The 18,628-nt window shown below is 52.8% G+C and carries 16 protein-coding genes; 8 read left to right on the top strand and 8 right to left on the bottom strand.

Annotation, left to right across the window (positions count from 1 at the left end; genetic code table 11):
- The first annotated feature begins 9 nt into the window (after positions 1-9).
- Positions 10-1,953, top strand: coding sequence for a bifunctional 2',3'-cyclic-nucleotide 2'-phosphodiesterase/3'-nucleotidase (locus tag SK51_RS01800; protein WP_023305313.1), 1,944 nt, complete (start codon positions 10-12; stop codon positions 1,951-1,953).
- A 93-nt stretch (positions 1,954-2,046) separates the two neighbouring features.
- Here the strand turns inward: SK51_RS01800 and SK51_RS01805 are convergent, their stop codons facing one another.
- Positions 2,047-2,433, bottom strand: coding sequence for a winged helix-turn-helix transcriptional regulator (locus tag SK51_RS01805; RefSeq protein ID WP_022646846.1), 387 nt, complete (start codon positions 2,431-2,433; stop codon positions 2,047-2,049).
- An 84-nt stretch (positions 2,434-2,517) separates the two neighbouring features.
- On the opposite strand from SK51_RS01805, the gene SK51_RS01810 reads away from it, so the two are divergent.
- Positions 2,518-3,366: an SDR family oxidoreductase gene (locus tag SK51_RS01810; protein WP_023305312.1), complete on the top strand. Its 849-nt coding sequence runs from the start codon at positions 2,518-2,520 to the stop codon at positions 3,364-3,366.
- Positions 3,367-3,447: 81 nt separating this feature from the next.
- The gene (locus tag SK51_RS01815) at positions 3,448-4,299 is read left to right on the top strand and encodes an AraC family transcriptional regulator (RefSeq protein WP_023305311.1); all 852 of its coding nucleotides are present in this window, start codon (positions 3,448-3,450) and stop codon (positions 4,297-4,299) included.
- 21 nt (positions 4,300-4,320) lie between these two features.
- On the opposite strand, the gene SK51_RS23770 is transcribed toward SK51_RS01815, so the two are convergent.
- Both SK51_RS23770 and SK51_RS25405 read right to left on the bottom strand, forming a co-directional pair.
- Positions 4,321-4,680, bottom strand: coding sequence for a DUF4156 domain-containing protein (locus SK51_RS23770; RefSeq protein WP_023305310.1), 360 nt, complete (start codon positions 4,678-4,680; stop codon positions 4,321-4,323).
- Between the two features lie 416 nt (positions 4,681-5,096).
- A complete protein-coding gene (locus SK51_RS25405) occupies positions 5,097-5,273 on the bottom strand; it encodes a hypothetical protein (protein WP_023305308.1) in 177 nt (58 codons plus the stop codon).
- Positions 5,274-5,708: 435 nt separating this feature from the next.
- Between SK51_RS25405 and SK51_RS01820 the strand changes: the two genes are divergently transcribed.
- Positions 5,709-6,314, top strand: coding sequence for a response regulator transcription factor (locus SK51_RS01820; protein WP_023305307.1), 606 nt, complete (start codon positions 5,709-5,711; stop codon positions 6,312-6,314).
- Entirely contained in the window at positions 6,311-9,808 is a 3,498-nt protein-coding gene (locus tag SK51_RS01825; RefSeq protein WP_048206575.1) for an ATP-binding protein, read from the top strand. Before SK51_RS01820 ends, SK51_RS01825 begins: the two co-directional genes overlap by 4 nt.
- A 9-nt stretch (positions 9,809-9,817) precedes the next feature.
- On the opposite strand, the gene SK51_RS01830 is transcribed toward SK51_RS01825, so the two are convergent.
- On the bottom strand, positions 9,818-10,426 hold the full coding sequence (locus SK51_RS01830; protein ID WP_023305305.1) for a hypothetical protein: 609 nt from the start codon (positions 10,424-10,426) through the stop codon (positions 9,818-9,820).
- 309 nt (positions 10,427-10,735) lie between these two features.
- On the opposite strand from SK51_RS01830, the gene SK51_RS01835 reads away from it, so the two are divergent.
- The gene (locus SK51_RS01835) at positions 10,736-11,701 is read left to right on the top strand and encodes a DMT family transporter (RefSeq protein WP_023305304.1); all 966 of its coding nucleotides are present in this window, start codon (positions 10,736-10,738) and stop codon (positions 11,699-11,701) included.
- 80 nt (positions 11,702-11,781) lie between these two features.
- Here SK51_RS01835 and SK51_RS01840 read toward each other — a convergent pair whose 3' ends face one another.
- The gene (locus SK51_RS01840) at positions 11,782-13,425 is read right to left on the bottom strand and encodes a methyl-accepting chemotaxis protein (protein ID WP_048206576.1); all 1,644 of its coding nucleotides are present in this window, start codon (positions 13,423-13,425) and stop codon (positions 11,782-11,784) included.
- 245 nt (positions 13,426-13,670) lie between these two features.
- On the opposite strand from SK51_RS01840, the gene ytfE reads away from it, so the two are divergent.
- Positions 13,671-14,333 (top strand): iron-sulfur cluster repair protein YtfE, encoded by a 663-nt coding sequence (gene ytfE, locus SK51_RS01845; protein WP_023299148.1) that lies wholly within the window; start codon positions 13,671-13,673, stop codon positions 14,331-14,333.
- An 86-nt stretch (positions 14,334-14,419) separates the two neighbouring features.
- Here the strand turns inward: ytfE and cycA are convergent, their stop codons facing one another.
- Together cycA and fklB are read right to left on the bottom strand one after the other, a co-directional pair.
- On the bottom strand, positions 14,420-15,829 hold the full coding sequence (gene cycA, locus SK51_RS01850) for a D-serine/D-alanine/glycine transporter (protein WP_022646840.1): 1,410 nt from the start codon (positions 15,827-15,829) through the stop codon (positions 14,420-14,422).
- 314 nt (positions 15,830-16,143) lie between these two features.
- A complete protein-coding gene (gene fklB, locus SK51_RS01855) occupies positions 16,144-16,764 on the bottom strand; it encodes a BamJ family beta-barrel-assembly machinery protein (protein WP_022646839.1) in 621 nt (206 codons plus the stop codon).
- 231 nt (positions 16,765-16,995) lie between these two features.
- Between fklB and SK51_RS01860 the strand changes: the two genes are divergently transcribed.
- Positions 16,996-17,634, top strand: coding sequence for an OapA family protein (locus tag SK51_RS01860; protein WP_023299147.1), 639 nt, complete (start codon positions 16,996-16,998; stop codon positions 17,632-17,634).
- A gap of 46 nt (positions 17,635-17,680) precedes the next feature.
- Here the strand turns inward: SK51_RS01860 and SK51_RS01865 are convergent, their stop codons facing one another.
- Entirely contained in the window at positions 17,681-18,610 is a 930-nt protein-coding gene (locus tag SK51_RS01865; RefSeq protein WP_023299146.1) for a DMT family transporter, read from the bottom strand.
- Positions 18,611-18,628: the final 18 nt, after the last annotated feature.

The raw sequence follows: 18,628 nt of genomic DNA on the forward strand, positions 1-18,628 counted from the left end.
ACTCCTCAGATGATTAAGTTTAGCGCAACGCTCCTGGCAACGCTGATTGCGGCAAGCGTTCAGGCAGCGACGGTGGATCTCCGCATTCTGGAAACCACCGATCTGCACGGCAACATGATGGACTTCGATTACTACAAAGATACGCCTGTCGAAAAATTCGGACTGGTACGTACGGCAAGTTTGATCAACGCCGCCCGCGGTGAAGTGAAAAACAGCGTGCTGGTCGATAACGGGGACTTAATTCAGGGCAGCCCGCTCAGCGACTACATGGCGGCGAAGGGGCTGAAGAAAGGCGAGATCCATCCTGTTTATAGGGCAATGAATACGCTGGACTATGCCGTCGGCAACCTGGGCAACCACGAATTTAACTACGGCCTGAAATACCTGCACGATGCGCTGGCAGGGGCAAAATTCCCGTACGTTAATGCCAATATCATCGACGTTAAGACGAAAAAGCCCCTCTTTACCCCTTACCTGATTAAAGAGACCGAGGTTGTCGACCAGGACGGTAAAAAACAGACGCTGAAAATCGGCTATATCGGCTTTGTGCCGCCGCAGATCATGACGTGGGATAAAGCCAACCTCGACGGGAAAGTAACCGTCAACGACATTACCGAAACGGCGCGCAAATACGTGCCGGAGATGCGGGCGAAAGGCGCAGATGTGGTGGTCGTTGTGGCCCACTCTGGCCTCTCGGCCGACCCGTATCAGGCGATGGCTGAGAACTCCGTGTATTACCTCAGCCAGGTACCGGGCGTCGATGCGATCCTGTTTGGTCACGCCCACGCCGTCTTCCCGGGCAAAGATTTCGCCAGTATCAAAGGCGCGGACATCGAAAAAGGGACGCTCAACGGTGTGCCATCGGTGATGCCGGGCATGTGGGGCGACCACCTTGGCGTGGTAGATCTGGTGCTGAATAACGACAGCGGGAGCTGGAAAGTCACGCAGTCGAAAGCGGAAGCGCGTCCGATTTATGATGCCGCTGCAAAAAAATCCCTGGCCGAAGAAGATAAAAAGCTGGTCGACGTCCTGAAGCATGACCACGACGCAACGCGTGAATTTGTCAGCAAGCCGATCGGTAAATCGGCTGATAACATGTACAGCTTCCTCGCGCTGGTACAGGATGACCCGACCGTGCAGGTAGTCAACATGGCGCAGAAAGCCTATGCCGAGCACTATATTCAGGGCGATCCGGATCTGGCCAATCTGCCGGTTCTGTCTGCCGCGGCGCCATTCAAAGTGGGCGGGCGTAAGAACGATCCGGCCAGCTACGTTGAGGTGGAAAAAGGCCAGCTGACCTTCCGTAATGCCGCCGATCTCTACCTCTATCCCAACACCCTCGTGGTGGTGAAAGCCACCGGGAAAGAGGTGAAGGAGTGGCTGGAGTGCTCTGCCGGACAGTTCAACCAGATCGATCCGCACAGCAGCAAACCGCAGTCGCTGATAAACTGGGACGGTTTCCGCACCTACAACTTCGACGTGATCGACGGCGTGGAATATCAGATTGATGTAACCCAGCCCGCGAAATATGACGGCGAATGTCAGGCCATTAATCCGCAGGCAGAACGCATCACACACCTGACCTTCAACGGCAAAGCGATTGATCCGAATGCCTCTTTCCTGGTGGTGACCAACAACTACCGCGCCTATGGCGGTAAGTTTGCCGGTACGGGTGACAGCCACATCGCCTTTGCCTCGCCGGATGAGAACCGTTCGGTGCTGGCGGCGTGGATTAGCGCGGAGTCGAAAAAAGCGGGTGAAATTCATCCGGCGGTGGATAACAACTGGCGTCTGGCGCCGATCCACAGCGACACGACGCTGGATATTCGCTTTGAGACATCACCGTCCGATAAAGCAGCCGCGTTTATCAAGGATAAGGCGCAGTATCCGATGAAACAGGTCGCGACGGATGATATTGGGTTCGCGATTTATCAGGTAGATTTGAGCAGGTAGCGATGCTTGTGCCGGGTGGCGCTTGCGCTTACCCGGCCTACGGGATCGAGGATTGCGGGTAGGCCGGGTAAGGCGAAGCCGCCACCCGGCATTTCATGCCGCACGATCGTCCCGATTCGCCATCACCTTCGGCGTATTCACCTCAATCCAGTCAGCCAGCGCGGCCACCTTCTCGCTCACCTCCAGCCCCATCGGCGTCAGGCTGTATTCCACGTGCGGCGGCACAACCGGATAAGAAACGCGATCGACAAACCCGTCCTGCTCCAGCGCCTGAAGCGATTGGGCCAGCATCTTCTCGCTCACACCGCCCAGCTTGCGGCGCAGATCGCTAAAACGATGCGTCCCCTGACGTAACGCCACCAGGATCAGCACGCCCCAGCGGCTGGTAACATGTTTGAGCACTTCCCGTGACGGGCACTGTTCTGCAAAGAGATTGCCATCGCGCATTTGCTCGCTGAGCGTCGGTATCGGTGTTTTCATACTTACCTTTTTGTGCGTACTTACTAAAAGTTAGTTATGGTGATAGTGTGCCACAACACCAGACAAACACGAAGGAGATTCATCATGATCGCGATTACCGGCGCAACCGGCCAGCTTGGCCAACACGTTATTGAAGAACTGCTGAAAACCGTTCCGGCCAGCCAGATCGTGGCTATTGTGCGTAACCCGGCAAAAGCCGACGCCTTAAGCCAGCGGGGAATTGTGGTACGTCAGGCGGACTATACCGACCAGGCCGCGTCCACCACCGCCCTGAACGGCGTGGATAAGCTGCTGCTTATCTCCTCCAGCGAAGTGGGCCAGCGCGCCGTACAGCACCAGAACGTGATAAACGCCGCCAAAGCCGCCGGGGTGAAATTCATCGCCTATACCAGCCTGCTGCATGCGGACAGATCCCCGCTGGGTCTGCACGTTGAGCACGTCGAAACCGAAAATACACTGGCGGCTTCAGGCGTGCCTTACGCCCTGCTGCGCAACGGCTGGTACACCGAAAACTACCTGGCAAGCGCGCCGCCAGCGCTGGAACACGGCGTATTTATAGGTGCCGCAGGCGAAGGCAAAATTGCCTCTGCGACCCGTGCGGATTACGCGGCGGCTGCGGCAAAAGTGATTTCTGAAGAGGGTCACGCCGGCAAGGTGTATGAACTGGCAGGTGACAATGCCTGGACGCTGAGCGAACTGGCTGCGGAACTGAGCAAGCAGAGCGGTAAGCCGGTAACGTATCAGAACCTCAGCGAAGCCGATTATGCCGCCGCACTGAAAGGCGTTGGTCTGCCTGCCGGGCTGGCGGAGATGCTGGCGGATTCTGATACCGGTGCGTCCAAAGGCGGCCTGTTTGACGACAGCCGTACCCTGAGCAAACTGATTGGCCGTCCGACCACGCCGCTGGCGGAGAGCATCAAAGCCATTCTGTAATTGTTAAGAATTGGTTATTTTTTGTGGCATCCCTTCGGGTCATCTCGGATAATGAAGCGATGACCCACAAGGAGGCTCACCGTGCAAGGCGTACCGGAACAGTTTACTGATGAGAGAGACAGCGCGCGCTTTCGCCATCTGGCGCAGTTGCCGGGTCTGGAGCTATATCACGCGCATATTGCTGACTACGCCTTTGAGCCTCACACGCATGAAGCCTTCGGTATCGGCACCATTGAAACCGGCGCTGAACGCTTCCGTTACCGCGGAACCCAACACTTAGCCGCTGAAAAATCGGTCGTGACCATGAACCCGGACGAGATCCACACGGGCGAATCCGCCACCGAAGGCGGCTGGCGCTACCGGATGGTCTATATCGAACCCGACCTGCTGGAAGAAGTCACCGGCCTTCGCCACTGGTGGTTTAGCGACGTGACCCGCCACGACCCGCTGCGCTCGCAGCAAATTGGCCAGCTGATTTACGGCCTTTGGCATACGAACGATGCGCTGGCACAAAAAGGGTTGCTGCTGGATCTGATTGAGACGTTCCAGCCGCTGGCCCGTCACGCGCCGGTAGCCCGGGAGGGCGCGCACCGCTTCGAGCGCGTTCGCGACTATCTGCACGACAACTATATGCGCGCGCTCACCCTGGACGAACTGGCGAGCGTCGTGTCGCTCAGCCCGTACCATTTCCAGCGCCAGTTTAAGGCCCATTTTCACGTCACCCCACACCAGATGCTGATGGCCATCCGGCTGTGGCGCGCCAAAGCATTCCTCACCCACGGCATGCCTGCCGCCGAGGTGGCCGCCGCAACGGGGCTGACCGATCAGTCTCACCTGACCCGCGCCTTTACCCGCCGCTACGGCATTACGCCCGTGCGCTACCAGAAGCAGGTTTCGCCGCGCTTAACGGCTCAGGGCTTTATTGCACGTTAAATACTGTGCTTAGATTATTTATCAGTTATTGCAGCGATACACTGTACCGCTTAGCGTGACGTTAGTTTGTTGGCTGGAACCTGAGCCGAAGTAGGCGCTCCCGGTCTGCCCTGCTCGCTGCGTAAGAATAACGACAACGTTACCCCCCATACTGTAAGCCTGGTTTTTTAAATCATTACGTGCGCCAGTCTCAAGATTAGAGTTTGACGTCCATCCACCCGTGAAGAAGTTTCCCTGGCTGCCCGTCACTTCCCCCAGGAATGTACAATTGCCGGTTGGTTCAGTATTAGTAATACGTACCCGTTCAGCGCCCTGGTTCAAGTTATTTGCTGAGCATGCGGTTAACGCCATACTGAATAATACTATCGCTCTTTTTTTCATGTCTTTATTTTATCCCTTTGAAATAAAATGAGTTATCAGGCATTTTTGTTATACACGCGCGATCACTCAAATAGCGTATCAATAATAGAGTAATGTTACATTCAACTCAAGAATTATAATTCCTCATCTAAAGCCGGTCACAAATAAAACCGGTTTTTGCCGGGCTAAATCCTGAGCACGATAATGGTCTTCGCTTTCATTGATTTCTTCATTACTCCTGTTTCCAAAGATCGCGCTTGGGTTTACAACCATTAGTGCAAACACCGCCATTAAGCAGACTAAAAATAGTTTTATCACAATTATTACATTAACGTTCGATCTTAAGACAAACATAATCGCCAGCTCGCTGTGGCTATTAATATGGCGCAGATAAAAAATGAAAAACCATCAAAAACGCTTACCACGCCTGAAATAATCTAGTAGCCTGCTGCCTTATTGGCAGCCTTAATTCTTTTGGATCGCGAGTCTTTCTCATATTTATCTTTCTCCTCTAACACACTTCCAACCGCATCAATCCATGAATTAGCCGTACAGCCGGTAAAAAGCGTTATTGAAAGCAGCAGTAGCGCATTTTTTAAAAAATGTAATTTCATTTGTTTTCCTGTCAACATCGAACTGACTGTATTTTATTTTACCAGCCGAATGGATAACATCAGCGTTGGCGACAATGTACGTAGGAAAAGTCCCACAATCCTGCGTGGAGAGTTGCGTGTTACGGAAATCAGTCAGTGACGATAAAAAGAGGAAAAACCTTACACGTGAAAGCGAAAAGGGACACCTCGTTCTGTAGTAAAAATGGCTATACTGAGCGTTAAGTAGCAAGTAAACAGAACGATTTAACAACCTATTATTCAACACGTTATATACATTTTTACGCATTCAGGTTGTTTTGGTGAAGCCTGATTTGAAATGAACTGACTGCACGGGTTCAACCAACAGCCAGTTTGTCGCCGCACCAGTGGAATGAACCAGGCTAATGCGTTAACATCAGAATAATGCATCGCTTGCCGATTATATTAAGGGTTAGTATGAAAACCGCACTTGTTGTAGACGATCATCCTTCAGTCCGCATGGCATTGAAAATGACATTAGAAAAGATAGGCTTCACTCATGTGGATGAATGTGATAACGGTGCGCAGGCTATAAACCAGATAAAAAAAGGGAAATACAATATCGTCATACTGGATATTGGTATTCCTAACATGGATGGGATGTCGGTTATCGCGGCGGTGCGAAAAGCAGAGATTAATACAAAAATCCTGGTGTTCACCTCACAGTCAGCGGAACTCTATGCCAGCAGATGCATGATGTCCGGCGTGTCTGGATTTTTGACAAAGAATGAGGGTATGGAAGATGTTTCAGCGGCGATCAAAGCCATCAATTCTGGTTTTACATTTTTTCCAAATATAAGCTATGCCAACAATTTTACATCAAGAAAATCATCCTCACTGACAAACCGCGAACTAGAGGTACTGCGTAAAATCATTGCTGGAATGAAAAATATTGAAATAGCAGACAGCATGTGCCTGAGCAGCAAAACAATCAGTACCTATAAAACCCGGATAATGACAAAAATGGGCGTTACGACACTGGTTGATTTGATCGAGATTGCTAAAAGAGAAAAGATTGAATGAAGCGATGGGTTCACTTTAAGCTGCTGCTTATTTTATTGCCATTGTACGCCTGTGCGGAACCACTGAGCGACAAATCTCTGTCTCTGGAACTTTACCCCGATACAATCATCCAGCGTTTTTATAAGCAATCTCTGAAGGTGGGTGTTTACAGACCCGATTATCCGCCTTTCGATATCGTTATTAATGGCGAATACCTTGATGGGATCAATGCCGACATACTGCGGACAATCCGTAATAATTCGGATATCCATTTCTCTGTCACCCTTTTCGATAACGCTGTCGCTGCTTTTGACGCGCTGGCAGAAGGGTCTATTGATGCGATCACGACCACTGGCCCGGTAACTGAAACGAAAAAATCCAGGTATTCTTATCTCCCGGTTATTTCAACGAATAAAATAGTTGAAATCGCACCCGCGGAAAATAAACTCGATACAAAAGATTACGAGACGATTGCCATCGTTGATCGGTTTATTTCTGATGAGTTTATAAAAGAGCGCTATCCTGAAGCAAAAATAAACCGCTACGATTCCGTACTGAATGCGCTTGCCTCTGTCGCCCTCCATAAAAACGATATCTATGTGGGTGATGCAATAAGTGCTGGTTATTTTTATAACAATAGCGTTTTCAACACCCTTCACGTCAGTCGCCAGCTTAATACCATTAACCAGGCAGAAGGAAAAGTATACTTCGCAATACGTAACTCTGATATAAAAACCAGACAAATCATAGAATCCGGGCTACAAAAGATATCCCAGTCAGATCTGTCAGAATTCATAAGGGGCTGGGATAAATCCAGTGATTTTATCACGCCGGGTTCACCACAATATCTCACCGAAAAGGAAGCCCGGTGGTTACAAGGTAAAAAGCAGTTTTATGTTCAGCTGCCAACAACCGCGCCACCTTTTTCAGAGTATGCTAACGGTACGTTTACTGGCATCATCCCTGATGTATTTAGTCTCATTGGCAAAATGCTTAACGTCACGTTTGCATTTTTGCCAGAAAACCCGTCATCAAAGAACATTAACCCTGATGAGATCGTTGGCTTTGCCAGCTCCGTATACAACACCGATACGCGATATCGGTTTACCCGAAGCTTCATTCAGTTTCCTCTTGTTTTCGTTACTCGTCACGGTGAGAGCCTAAAAAAAGTGCCTACACGCGCTCGCCGGATCGCGACTTTTATGGATGTTAATCATCTCGAGGGTTATGATCTCACTTCGCATACCGTTGTGCCTGTATCTTCGACGGCAGCTGCCTATGATTTATTAGGCAGTAACAAAGTCGATGCCGTACTTGATAATTTTGTCTCCGCTAATTATTACACACACACGCATCAATATTCCTTGGCCATAGACGATATAGTTGATGGAAATTTTGCCAAACTTTCCCTGGGCATTTCCGCGCACAATGAAATTTTGTATGAAATAATCAATAAATCATTAAAGAACCTCGCCGGATCTGAACTCGACGATATCACCACGAAATGGACCGCCGCGCCCTCAAAAACAAGTTTCATCGAAGCAAACAAAACCGCCATTCTCTACACGGTAATAGTCCTTCTCCTGCTGGGCATGATTTCCACCGGCTGGGCGCTTGTCCTTCGAAAGCACGTTCGACATGCACAGCGGACCCAGAGAAAACTGGACGATCAGCTGGCTTTGACAAACGCGCTTATCAACGGCACGCCGAATCCCCTGTATGTTCGTAATAAAGATGCAGAGCTCATATCGTTTAATGAGGCCTATACGGAAGCTTTAAAAGATTTCCATATCGAACAGGAATACGCTTTTAGTCAGGCTGAGTTTGAAAATACAACGGCCTCACATCTTTCGTCTCTTGAAACATACCGCCAGGATTTCTTCAGCGTGTTACGGGATAAGGTATCAATATCGAAAGACCGGGCAATTACATTCAGCGATGGGCGCCCTGATGCCGTGATATATCACTGGATGGTGCCATTCCTGGATGCCGAAGGCCGCGTAAATGGCGTTATTGGCGGCTGGATTGACATCACGTCGAGAATCGAAATGGAAGAGAGCCTAAGAGCAGCCAGGAAGGAATCTGAAAGGGCGAATGTAGCAAAATCCACTTTTCTTGCCACCATGAGCCATGAAATTAGAACGCCTCTGAATGCCATTATCGGTATGCTGGAGCTTGGAACAAAAAAACTCCACGATGGAATCATAGAAAGTACCGCATTCGACGTCGCCTATTCTTCGTCAAACGTACTACAGGAACTTATTGGTAATATCCTTGATATTTCCATGATTGAATCTGAAAAACTGGTTATTCATTATACAGAAATGGAGCTCAGAAAAACCATTGAACAGATTATCTCCTTATTCAGGCCTGGCGCGTTCAACAACGGTATCGAGCTTGTACTCCTATATCCAGCAAAGCTCGACGACATCATTGTGACAACAGATGAGCTTCGGTTCAGACAGGTTGTCAGCAATATCATCAGTAATGCCATCAAATTCACGAATGAAGGCGAAGTGCGTGTCGCAGTAGAATGCGTTAATTCTCAAGTCACAGACGTCGCCCTGCTGCAAATTGCCATAACGGATACGGGCTGCGGTATATCGCCTGAAGGGCAACAGACATTATTCCGACCTTTTTCCCAGGCTGATATTAACGGCTATTCTCATCAGTCAGGCTCCGGGCTTGGACTCCTCATCTCTCGCCGGCTTTGTGAAGCTTTGGGTGGAGGCATACAACTTCATAGTCAACCGGGCGTGGGAACCAGAGTCGACATTACGTTAAAAGTGGGCGTAAGCCAACAGAAGAGCAAGCGTGCTGCGGCAGAGGTTATAGATATCCAGCGTCAAAACAGCTCAGCCACCGTTCTTGTCGTTGATGATTTTTACCCAAATCTCATGCTGTTAAATAAGCAGCTGTCATACCTTGGCTACGTCGTGATCGAATGTAGCGATCCTCGTGACGCATATGCTCAGTGGAGAAGCACCGGTGCCGAGATTATTATCACTGACTGTAATATGCCGTATATCTCAGGAATTGAGCTGACAAAATTAATCCGTAAGGAAAACAGCGATACTGTAATTATCGGCCTGACGGCTGATGCCCGCGATGAACAAAGAGGAGCCTGTCTTCAGGCCGGGATGACGGAATGCCTCTTTAAACCCGTTTCGCTCAAAACCCTATCCCTCGCATTAAGCAAATTTGCCAGCGCTATCCAGCCCGCCACAAACGCATGCGCAAAAGCGGAAGATCGGGTCGACCAGCATGTATTTAACTCCTGCTTAGCGCATCTCGACGTCACCATCAGCGATTTGCACGACGCTATCAGCGCGGAAGATTTCTTGCAGATCGCCGAACTTGCTCACCTGATGAAAGGCGGTTTTTATCTTCTGAAGAACGATTCGCTGGCTGACTTATGTACTGAACTGGAAGAAGCCGCAGACAGGAAAACCATCAGCTTCTGCCTTCAGCTTGCGCTACGTCTTGAAGATGCGGTAAGCGATCTCTCGTCATGAACCTTGAGCCTAACCAAGCGCTAATGTTTGGCTTTGACTGAGTATCAGACGCGCTTTTAGATATAATTCCTGACGGCTGTGCGTCCCGATCCGGTCCGACAGTAAAGCGCGCTGACAATAAAGCGTTTTTACCGAGCGAAAGAGCCGTCTGGCCTCAAGAGGAAGTGGGATATCTTTTTCCAGCATTTGCATGGTTCGGTTATCACATCGAGTGAGCAGAGGCAGAACGTTGTCCGAAGCGTGCGAGGCGTAACCGGCAATCCAGCGTCTGATTATTTCAGCCACCGCATAAATGCTGGTATCTGGAGTAATGAACAGTGTTCGTTCATATCCGCTGGTCCCTGACAGCATTCGGAAGCAAGAGTCAGTACAGAAAACAATACGAGGGATCTTCCCTTCCATTGCCGCATCCTCCTTCATCCGCCATACGAACACCTGTGGCAGCGTCATTCCGACAAAGACCTGCACCTGGATCTCTGGCATGGTAATAATGTCTGGCGAAATAATATTCCTGAAAAGCACCACCAGCGCGGAACAAAATACATTATTGGCTCCGCTGATAGAAATACGGGAACGCCCTGTCAGCATCACCTGTTCGGACCATATGACTTCCTGCATCTTCTTTCCTGTAAAATAGGCCGATCGTTCTCATCGTCCCACGTCGTTGATTGCAGGATATGAAAACCGACGTTATGCCGTGGTCGTAAAAATCCGTCGACTATAGTAATGACACCGTCCTTCGAAGCCTGTAGGTCTTATAGGTATGTCTTGTAGGATTAAACTGAAACCACGGAAAAAGTATCCTGGCGGCTGACGCTTTGGCCCCATGTCTTTACATTCCCTGAGCGCTAATGCGCAACCTCATACAATACGCGTGCATCTGTGCCTCCTACACTGGCTACAACATGTATTACTGTGGACGAAAAGATGATTAGCGGCGTGTTGTATGCCCTGCTTGCAGGGTTGATGTGGGGGCTGATTTTCGTCGGCCCGCTGATTGTGCCGGAGTATCCGGCAATATTGCAGTCGACCGGACGCTATCTGGCGCTGGGGCTTATTGCCGTGCCGCTGGCATGGCTGGGGCGTGCGCGTCTGCGCCAGCTGAGTCGCCAGGACTGGCTCACCGCGCTGTGGCTGACCATGATGGGTAATCTTATCTACTACGTCTGCCTGGCGAGCGCCATTCAGCGTACCGGTGCGCCGGTGTCGACCATGATTATCGGCACGCTGCCGGTGGTCATTCCGGTTTTCGCAAACCTGCTTTATAGCCAGCGAGACGGGAAACTGGCGTGGTCAAAAATGGTGCCTGCGCTGGTATGCATCGCCGTGGGGCTGGTGTGCGTGAATATTGCCGAGCTACGCCACGGCCTCGAAAACTTCAGCTTGTGGCGTTACGGTTCTGGGATCTTTCTGGCGGTTATTTCGGTTGTCTGCTGGGCCTGGTATGCCCTGCGCAACGCACGCTGGCTGCGGGAAAACCCGGATAAGCATCCGATGATGTGGGCGACGGCGCAGGCGCTGGTCACGCTTCCTGTCTCGTTGCTGGGCTATGTGGGTGCATGTATCTGGCTGGGTAGCCAGCATCCGGATTTCGCCCTGCCCTTCGGACCGCGCCCGTGGGTATTCGTCGGGTTAATGGTCGCCATTGCCGTGCTCTGTTCGTGGGTTGGCGCACTGTGCTGGAACATTGCCAGCCAGAAGCTGCCGACGGTGATACTGGGGCCGCTGATTGTCTTTGAAACGCTGGCCGGGCTGCTCTATACCTTCCTGATGCGCCAGAGCGTGCCGCCGCTGCTAACGGCCTGCGGGATCGCGCTGCTGGTCGTTGGGGTGGTGATTGCGGTGAGAGCGAAGCCGGAAAAACCGATGGTCGTTCCGGCGTCGGAGGGGTGAGCTTTTCGACCAGCGGCGCTTAGCTTGCAGGGCCTACAAAACCGTAGGCCGGATAAGCGTCAGCGCCACCCGGCACAGTATCAGAACGTTTCCCAGTTCGCTTCAGACGCCGCTACGGGCTGCGCTTTAGGTGCATAGGTCTTTACCGGCGCGGCTTTCACCGCCTGGTTACGGGTGATCTTAAACACCGCCACCGCGTCGTTCAGGCGCGCGGCCTGATCTTCCAGCGCCGCCGCCGCCGCAGACTCCTCCACCAGCGAGGCGTTCTGCTGGGTAACGCGATCCATCTCCGCCACCGCCTGGCCCACCTGGTCGATACCGCGGCTCTGTTCGTCGGAGGCCGACGCAATCTCACCCATGATGTCCGTCACGCGCGTAACTGCATTAACGATCTCTGCCATCGTCGCGCCCGCTTCATTTACCAGCTGAGAGCCCGCGTTAACGCGCTCGCCGGAATCATCGATCAGGGCTTTGATCTCTTTCGCCGCCTGAGCGCTGCGCTGGGCAAGGGTACGCACCTCACCCGCGACAACCGCGAAGCCACGCCCCTGCTCGCCCGCACGCGCCGATTCTACCGCCGCGTTCAGCGCCAGAATATTGGTCTGGAAGGCAATGCCATCGATTACGTTGGTAATTTGCGCAATTTTGCTGGAACTGGTGGCGATTTCGTCCATGGTGCGCACCACGCCTTCTACCACATTTCCGCCCTTCTTCGCGGTGGAGGAGGCGTCCAGCGCCAGACGCGACGCCTGACGCGCGTTATCGGCGTTTTGCTTCACGGTGGCGGTCAGCTGTTCCATGCTGGCTGCCGTCTCTTCCAGAGAAGCGGCCTGCTGCTCTGTGCGGGAAGAGAGATCGTTGCTGCCCGCCGAGATTTCACCCGCGCCGGTGTAGATGGTATCTGCGCCTTCACGCACTACGCCCACCGTGTTGGCCAGCGCAGTCTGCATCTCTTGGACATTGCGCGCCAGGATCGCCATTTCATTTTTACCCTCAGCCTGAATCGGCTGGGTTAAATCCCCTGCCGCAATGGCGCGGATATGGCTGATCACCTCTTCCAGCGGCAGCAGCAGCACGCGGCGCATCGCAATCCAGCTGGAAATAATCACCGCGATCACCAGCAGCATCACCGCAGAGAGGATCCACAGAATGCGTTTGTAGTCGCTTTCATTGTCCTTGATGCCTTTGTCGGTGAGCGCGGCCTGCGCCTCCCGCCACTCGCGATAGACCTTTTGCATCGCGGTCTGCTTCTGTTCGGCATTTTGTTTGAACATATCTTCCAGATTGCCCTGCCCCAGCAGAACGTTCATTTGCGTCAGCGTGGCGGAGTAGATGCGGTAGTGCTCTTCCAGCCTGTCGGCCAGGTGCTCGTCCATACCCGGCGTTTCCGGCAGCGCGTAATATTTATCGTAATGTGTCTGGGCATCAGCCAGCAGGTTTTTCGCGGTATTGACCAGCTCGTTCAGCTGCCCGCCGTTAATCTGCGACGCCATGCTGCTTTGCAGGCGCAGCATGCCGCGGTTAAGGGTGACACGCGCCTGATTCAGGCTGATCCAGGCGTCGGTAAACTCCGCGACGTTCTGGCTGGAAAGCTGAGAAACGGTGAAGTTCTCTTTGTCGTTATTGAGCGCATTAATGAAAATGCCGGCGGAGATCAGTTGCATGATGCCGAGCACAAGCAGCACCGAAATCAAAAGAGTAATGACTTTTATACGTTTAAACATGCGTTGCCTTTTTTATATACAGGTATTGTCTGACCTGTATCTATCGGCACGCGCGGCAGGTTGTTTACTGTTTCTCCACCTTTAAAAACTTTCGAAAGCCCTTTTCTGCATTCAATCAGCAAGTTAAAAGCACGATTTTTTTGTGATCCCCTTCTCATTTTTACCCTTGCCTCTAAAGGGTTATAGTATCCACATAAAGATGCATTTAAAATGCATCTTATATTCCTGATGATGAGGTAACTGCTATGGCCTTCCGCGACCAACCCTTAGGCGAGCTGGCGCTCTCCATCCCTCGCGCTTCAGCGCTGTTCCGTAAATACGATATGGATTACTGCTGCGGCGGTAAGCAAACGCTGGCGCGCGCAGCGTCGCGTAAAGAGCTGGATGTAGAAGCTATCGAAGCGGAGCTGGCTAAGCTGGCAGAACAGCCTGTCGACAAAGACTGGCGCACCGCGCCGCTGGCTGAAATCATCGACCATATCATTGTGCGTTACCACGACCGTCACCGCGAACAGCTGCCGGAGCTGATTTTACAGGCCACCAAAGTTGAGCGCGTTCACGCCGATAAACCTTCCGTACCGCGCGGCCTGGCGAAATACCTGACCATGCTGCACGAAGAACTATCCAGCCACATGATGAAAGAGGAGCAGATCCTCTTCCCGATGATCAAACAGGGCATGGGCAGCCAGGCAATGGGGCCAATCAGCGTGATGGAAAGCGAACATGATGACGCCGGAGAACTGCTGGAAGTGATCAAACACACCACCCACAATGTCACACCGCCGCCAGAGGCGTGCACCACCTGGAAAGCGATGTACAACGGCATCAACGAGATGATCGACGATCTGATGGAACACATCAGTCTTGAGAATAACGTTCTGTTCCCGCGTGCATTATCGGGTAAATAAAAAAGCCCGGTGGCGCTAGCGCTTACCGGGCCTACAACGTCCTCGAACGTAGGCCGGGTAAGCGTCAGCGCCACCCGGCAACATGCTTAACGCATGCCAGCCATCCGTTTCTTACCGATAAACAGCCAGCCCAGCCCCAGCGCGATAAACCACAGCGGCGTGACGATCAGTGCCTGACGGGTATCTTCTTCCAGCGTCAGTAGCACCAGCACGAAGACGAAGAACGCCATGCATACCCAGCACATCAGCTTGCCCAGTGGCATCTTGTAGATCGACTTCTCATGCAGATGTGGACGCTGTTTGCGGTACACCAGGTATGAGCAGAGGATGATGGTCCAGACGAACATAAACAGGATCGCCGACACCGTGGTGATCATGGTGAACGCGCCGATTACGCTCGGGTTAACGTAGAGCATCACCACACCGCCCAGCAGACAGATGCAGGAGAAGGTCAGCCCTTTCGCCGGTACCGCACGTTTAGACAGTTTGGCGAACGCGCTCGGGGCAACGCCCTCCTGCGCCAGACCAAACAGCATACGGCTGGTGGAGAAGACGCCGCTGTTCGCGGAAGAGGCCGCAGAGGTCAGCACCACGAAGTTAATCAGGCTCGCGGCAGCGGGCAGCCCCACCAGCACGAACAGCTCGACGAACGGGCTCTTGGTTGGCACTACCGAGCTCCATGGCGTCACGGACATAATGATGATCAGCGCGAACACGTAGAACATGATGATACGCAGCGGAATGGAGTTGATCGCGCGCGGCAGGGATTTCTCCGGATCTTTAGTTTCCGCCGCCGTGGTTCCCACCAGCTCAATCCCGACAAACGCGAACACCGCAATCTGGAAACCGGCGAAGAAGCCGCTGATGCCTTTCGGGAACCAGCCGCCATCATTCCACAGATGGGCAAACGAGGCCTGAACGCCAGTTGGCGACTGGAAGTGCGTCAGCACCATTACCAGCCCGACGACAATCAGCGCGATGATGGCGACGATTTTGATCATCGCGAACCAGAACTCCATCTCACCGAACATTTTAACGGTCGCGAGGTTAAGGCTCAGCAGCAGGACAATCACCGCCAGCGAGGCCACCCAGTCCGACAGGCCGGGGAACCAGAATTGGGCGTAGGCCGTAATAGCGACAACATCCGCCATGCCGGTAACCACCCAGCAGAACCAGTAGGTCCAGCCGGTAAAATAGCCCGCCCACGGGCCAAGCAGGTCTGACGCGAAGTCGCTGAAGGATTTGTATTCGAGGTTCGAGAGCAGCAATTCACCCATTGCACGCATCACGAAAAAGAGCATAAAACCGATGATCATATAAACGAAGATGATCGACGGGCCTGCAAGACTGATGGTTTTGCCCGAGCCCATAAATAGCCCTGTGCCGATGGCGCCGCCAATGGCAATAAGCTGAATGTGACGGTTCGTGAGATTTCGCCGTAGCGACTGTTCAGACGTCGCCTCTTCTGCGGCGGCGACTTTGACCTGATCTACCATGTGATATTTTCCTGTTTATGCCTGTCTGTGTTGTTAAGGCTCTTCTGGCCTTTAAATACGCCAAAAAAATGACGTTCCCTTTGTAAGGGCTTATCGATAGTAGGTAAGAATCGGCGGGATGAATACTATGATTTGAATATTATGTTAATAATATGTTGAAAGTGAGTGTCATATCACTCATACAGCGCGAAACAGCTCACAAAAATACACGTAACAGTTTCGTTTGCAATACAAAATGTTGATTCCGTCGTAACTCCAGGTTTTATCGCTATTTTCCTCTCCCCGATCGGAGAGAGGAAAATAAGAAAAACCGATTACAGGATTTCCAGCAGCTCGACTTCAAACACCAGGGTGCTGAATGGCGGAATGGACGCGCCAGCGCCACGCTCGCCGTATGCCAGGTTGTGCGGGATAGTCAGTTCCCATTTTGAACCTACTGGCATTAGGGTCAGGGCTTCGATCCAGCCTGCAATCACGCCGTTGACCGGGAATTCAGCCGGTTCGCCACGCGCGACGGAGCTGTCGAACACGGTGCCGTCGATCAGCTTACCGGTGTAGTGTACGCGAACGTGGTCGGTACGCGCCGGGATTGCGCCATCACCCTGATTGATTACGCGGAACTGCAAGCCGGACTCGGTGCTGTTCACGCCTTCACGCTCACGGTTCTCTTCCAGATATTTCACGCCTTCTGCCGCCATCTCTTCGAAACGCGCGCGACGTACAGTGTCAGCACGTTCGTGGATTTCACGCAGCGCACGGTGCACAACGTCAACCGGCACAGCGGGCTGCTTGCCTTCCAGCGCGTCAGCGATACCCGCCACCAGCGCTTCCGGTAACAGACCTTCCAGGCCGGATTCGCTCAGCTGCTGTCCTACCTGCAAGCCGATGCCGTAGCTTGCCTGCGCTTCGATAGTGTCAAAAGTCGGGGTGGTCATGGGTTTTCCTTCCATCACATTTAAAGTAGCGGGCAGCATATCAGCCATGCCCTTATGGGTAAAACTTTGTCTTAAGTAAAGGTGACAAACTGCGACGAAACGGAAACAATAGTAGCCGTCAGGATTTTCCCTAATATATGTCACGAAAGCTGACTTTGTTACGCCCATCAGGCAGTTAGCAAACTACACTTCTCAGGACAGGATAAAAAGACGCGGAGCAGGAGGAGAGCCATGCCCGGGCGATTTGAACTGAAACCTACCCTGGCGAAAATCTGGCATGCGCCGGATAACTTTCGCATCATGGACCCGCTGCCGCCTTTGCACCGCAGAGGCATTATCATCGGCGCGTTGCTGATGGTCATCGGTTTCCTGCTTCCTTCCGGCAGTGACAACGTTGATACCGGGCCGGTAAGCCGCAATGCTGAGCTGGATATCCAGTCGCAAAGCCAGCCGCAGCCTGATTCACAGCCGATGCAGACGCAACTGGTCACACCGTCTAACGATCCGGGCCAGGTTGCGCCGGTTGAGCCTGAACCTGTTCAGGAAGATCAGGAGCAGGCCGCCGCCCCTTCAGAGCCACAGGCGCAACAGCCCACCGGCATTGAGCAGCAGTGGCGTTCGTATCGCGTAGAGCCAGGGAAAACCCTTGCTCAGCTGTTCCGCGACCACAGCCTGCCGGCAACGGATGTGTATGCCATGGCGCAAGTCGAGGGGGCAGGCAAGCCGCTCAGCAACCTGCAAAATGGTCAGATGGTGCAGATCCGCCAGAATGCCAGTGGGGTGGTGACCGGGTTAACGATCGATACCGGAAACGGGCAGCAGGTACTGTTTACCCGCCAGCCGGACGGCAGTTTTATCAGAGCACGTTAATAGCCCAGGCCGGGTAAGGCGAAGCCGCCCCCCGGCACTTTTGTTCTCAGGCACGACGTTTATTCACCCACCAGATCCCTGAGCAGACCAGCACCAGCGCAATCGCGTATTTGATGTCCAGAATGTCTTCGCCGAGGAATATGGCGGAGAGCACCGTTCCTGCTACAGGTATGACAAAGTTGAACGGGGCAATCATACTCACGCGGTTCACTTTCAGCAGCGCGCTCCACAGGGCGAACGCCACGGATGAGAGCAGCGTCAGATACCCCAGCACGGCGACGGCCTTCATGCTGTGCACCTCCAGCGCCCCGCCCGTGGCATAGCCTCCCGCAACCAGTGCCGCCCCGCCTATCGCCAGCTGCCATCCCGTCATCACCGTCGGGTCAACGGTCTGGGAAATGCGTTTCCCGTAAAGCGTGGCCGCAGAGAGAATAAAGGCCGCCAGCACCACAAATCCGTCACCTTGCCAGACAAACTGGAAATCACTTAACCCGCCGTGGAAGTTCACCAGCATCACGCCGGTAAAGCCCAGAACACAGCCCAGCGTTTTGTTATAGCTGAGTTTGTCGTTGTGGTAGATAAAGTGCGCCAGCAGCACGCTGAAGAAGGTCCCGGTGGCATTCATGATCGAGCCGTTCACCCCGGTGGTGTAAGCAAGGCCGATATAAAAGAAGGTGTACTGGATGGTGGTCTGGGTCAGCCCGAGGATCGTGAGCTGACCAAACTGCGTGGGTGTGAGCCTGCCAATCGGTTTACGCTGGGCCAGGGCAAAGAGCAGCAGCAACGCACCGGCAAACAGAAAACGGTATCCGGCAAAGACGACTTTGGACGGAATATCATCGGTCGCGATCTGGAAGAGTTCGTAGCCGCTTTTAATGGCCGGGTATGAGCTTCCCCAAAGCAGACAGCAGAGCGTGGCGCAGGCATAGGCCACATTTCGACGGGCAAAGACGGGCGTGGGCAGAGCGGTATCCATGACAAATCTCATAAATAA

It is taken from the genome of Enterobacter sp. MGH85, from assembly GCF_001037655.1.
Taxonomy (GTDB): Bacteria; Pseudomonadota; Gammaproteobacteria; order Enterobacterales; family Enterobacteriaceae; genus Enterobacter; species Enterobacter intestinihominis.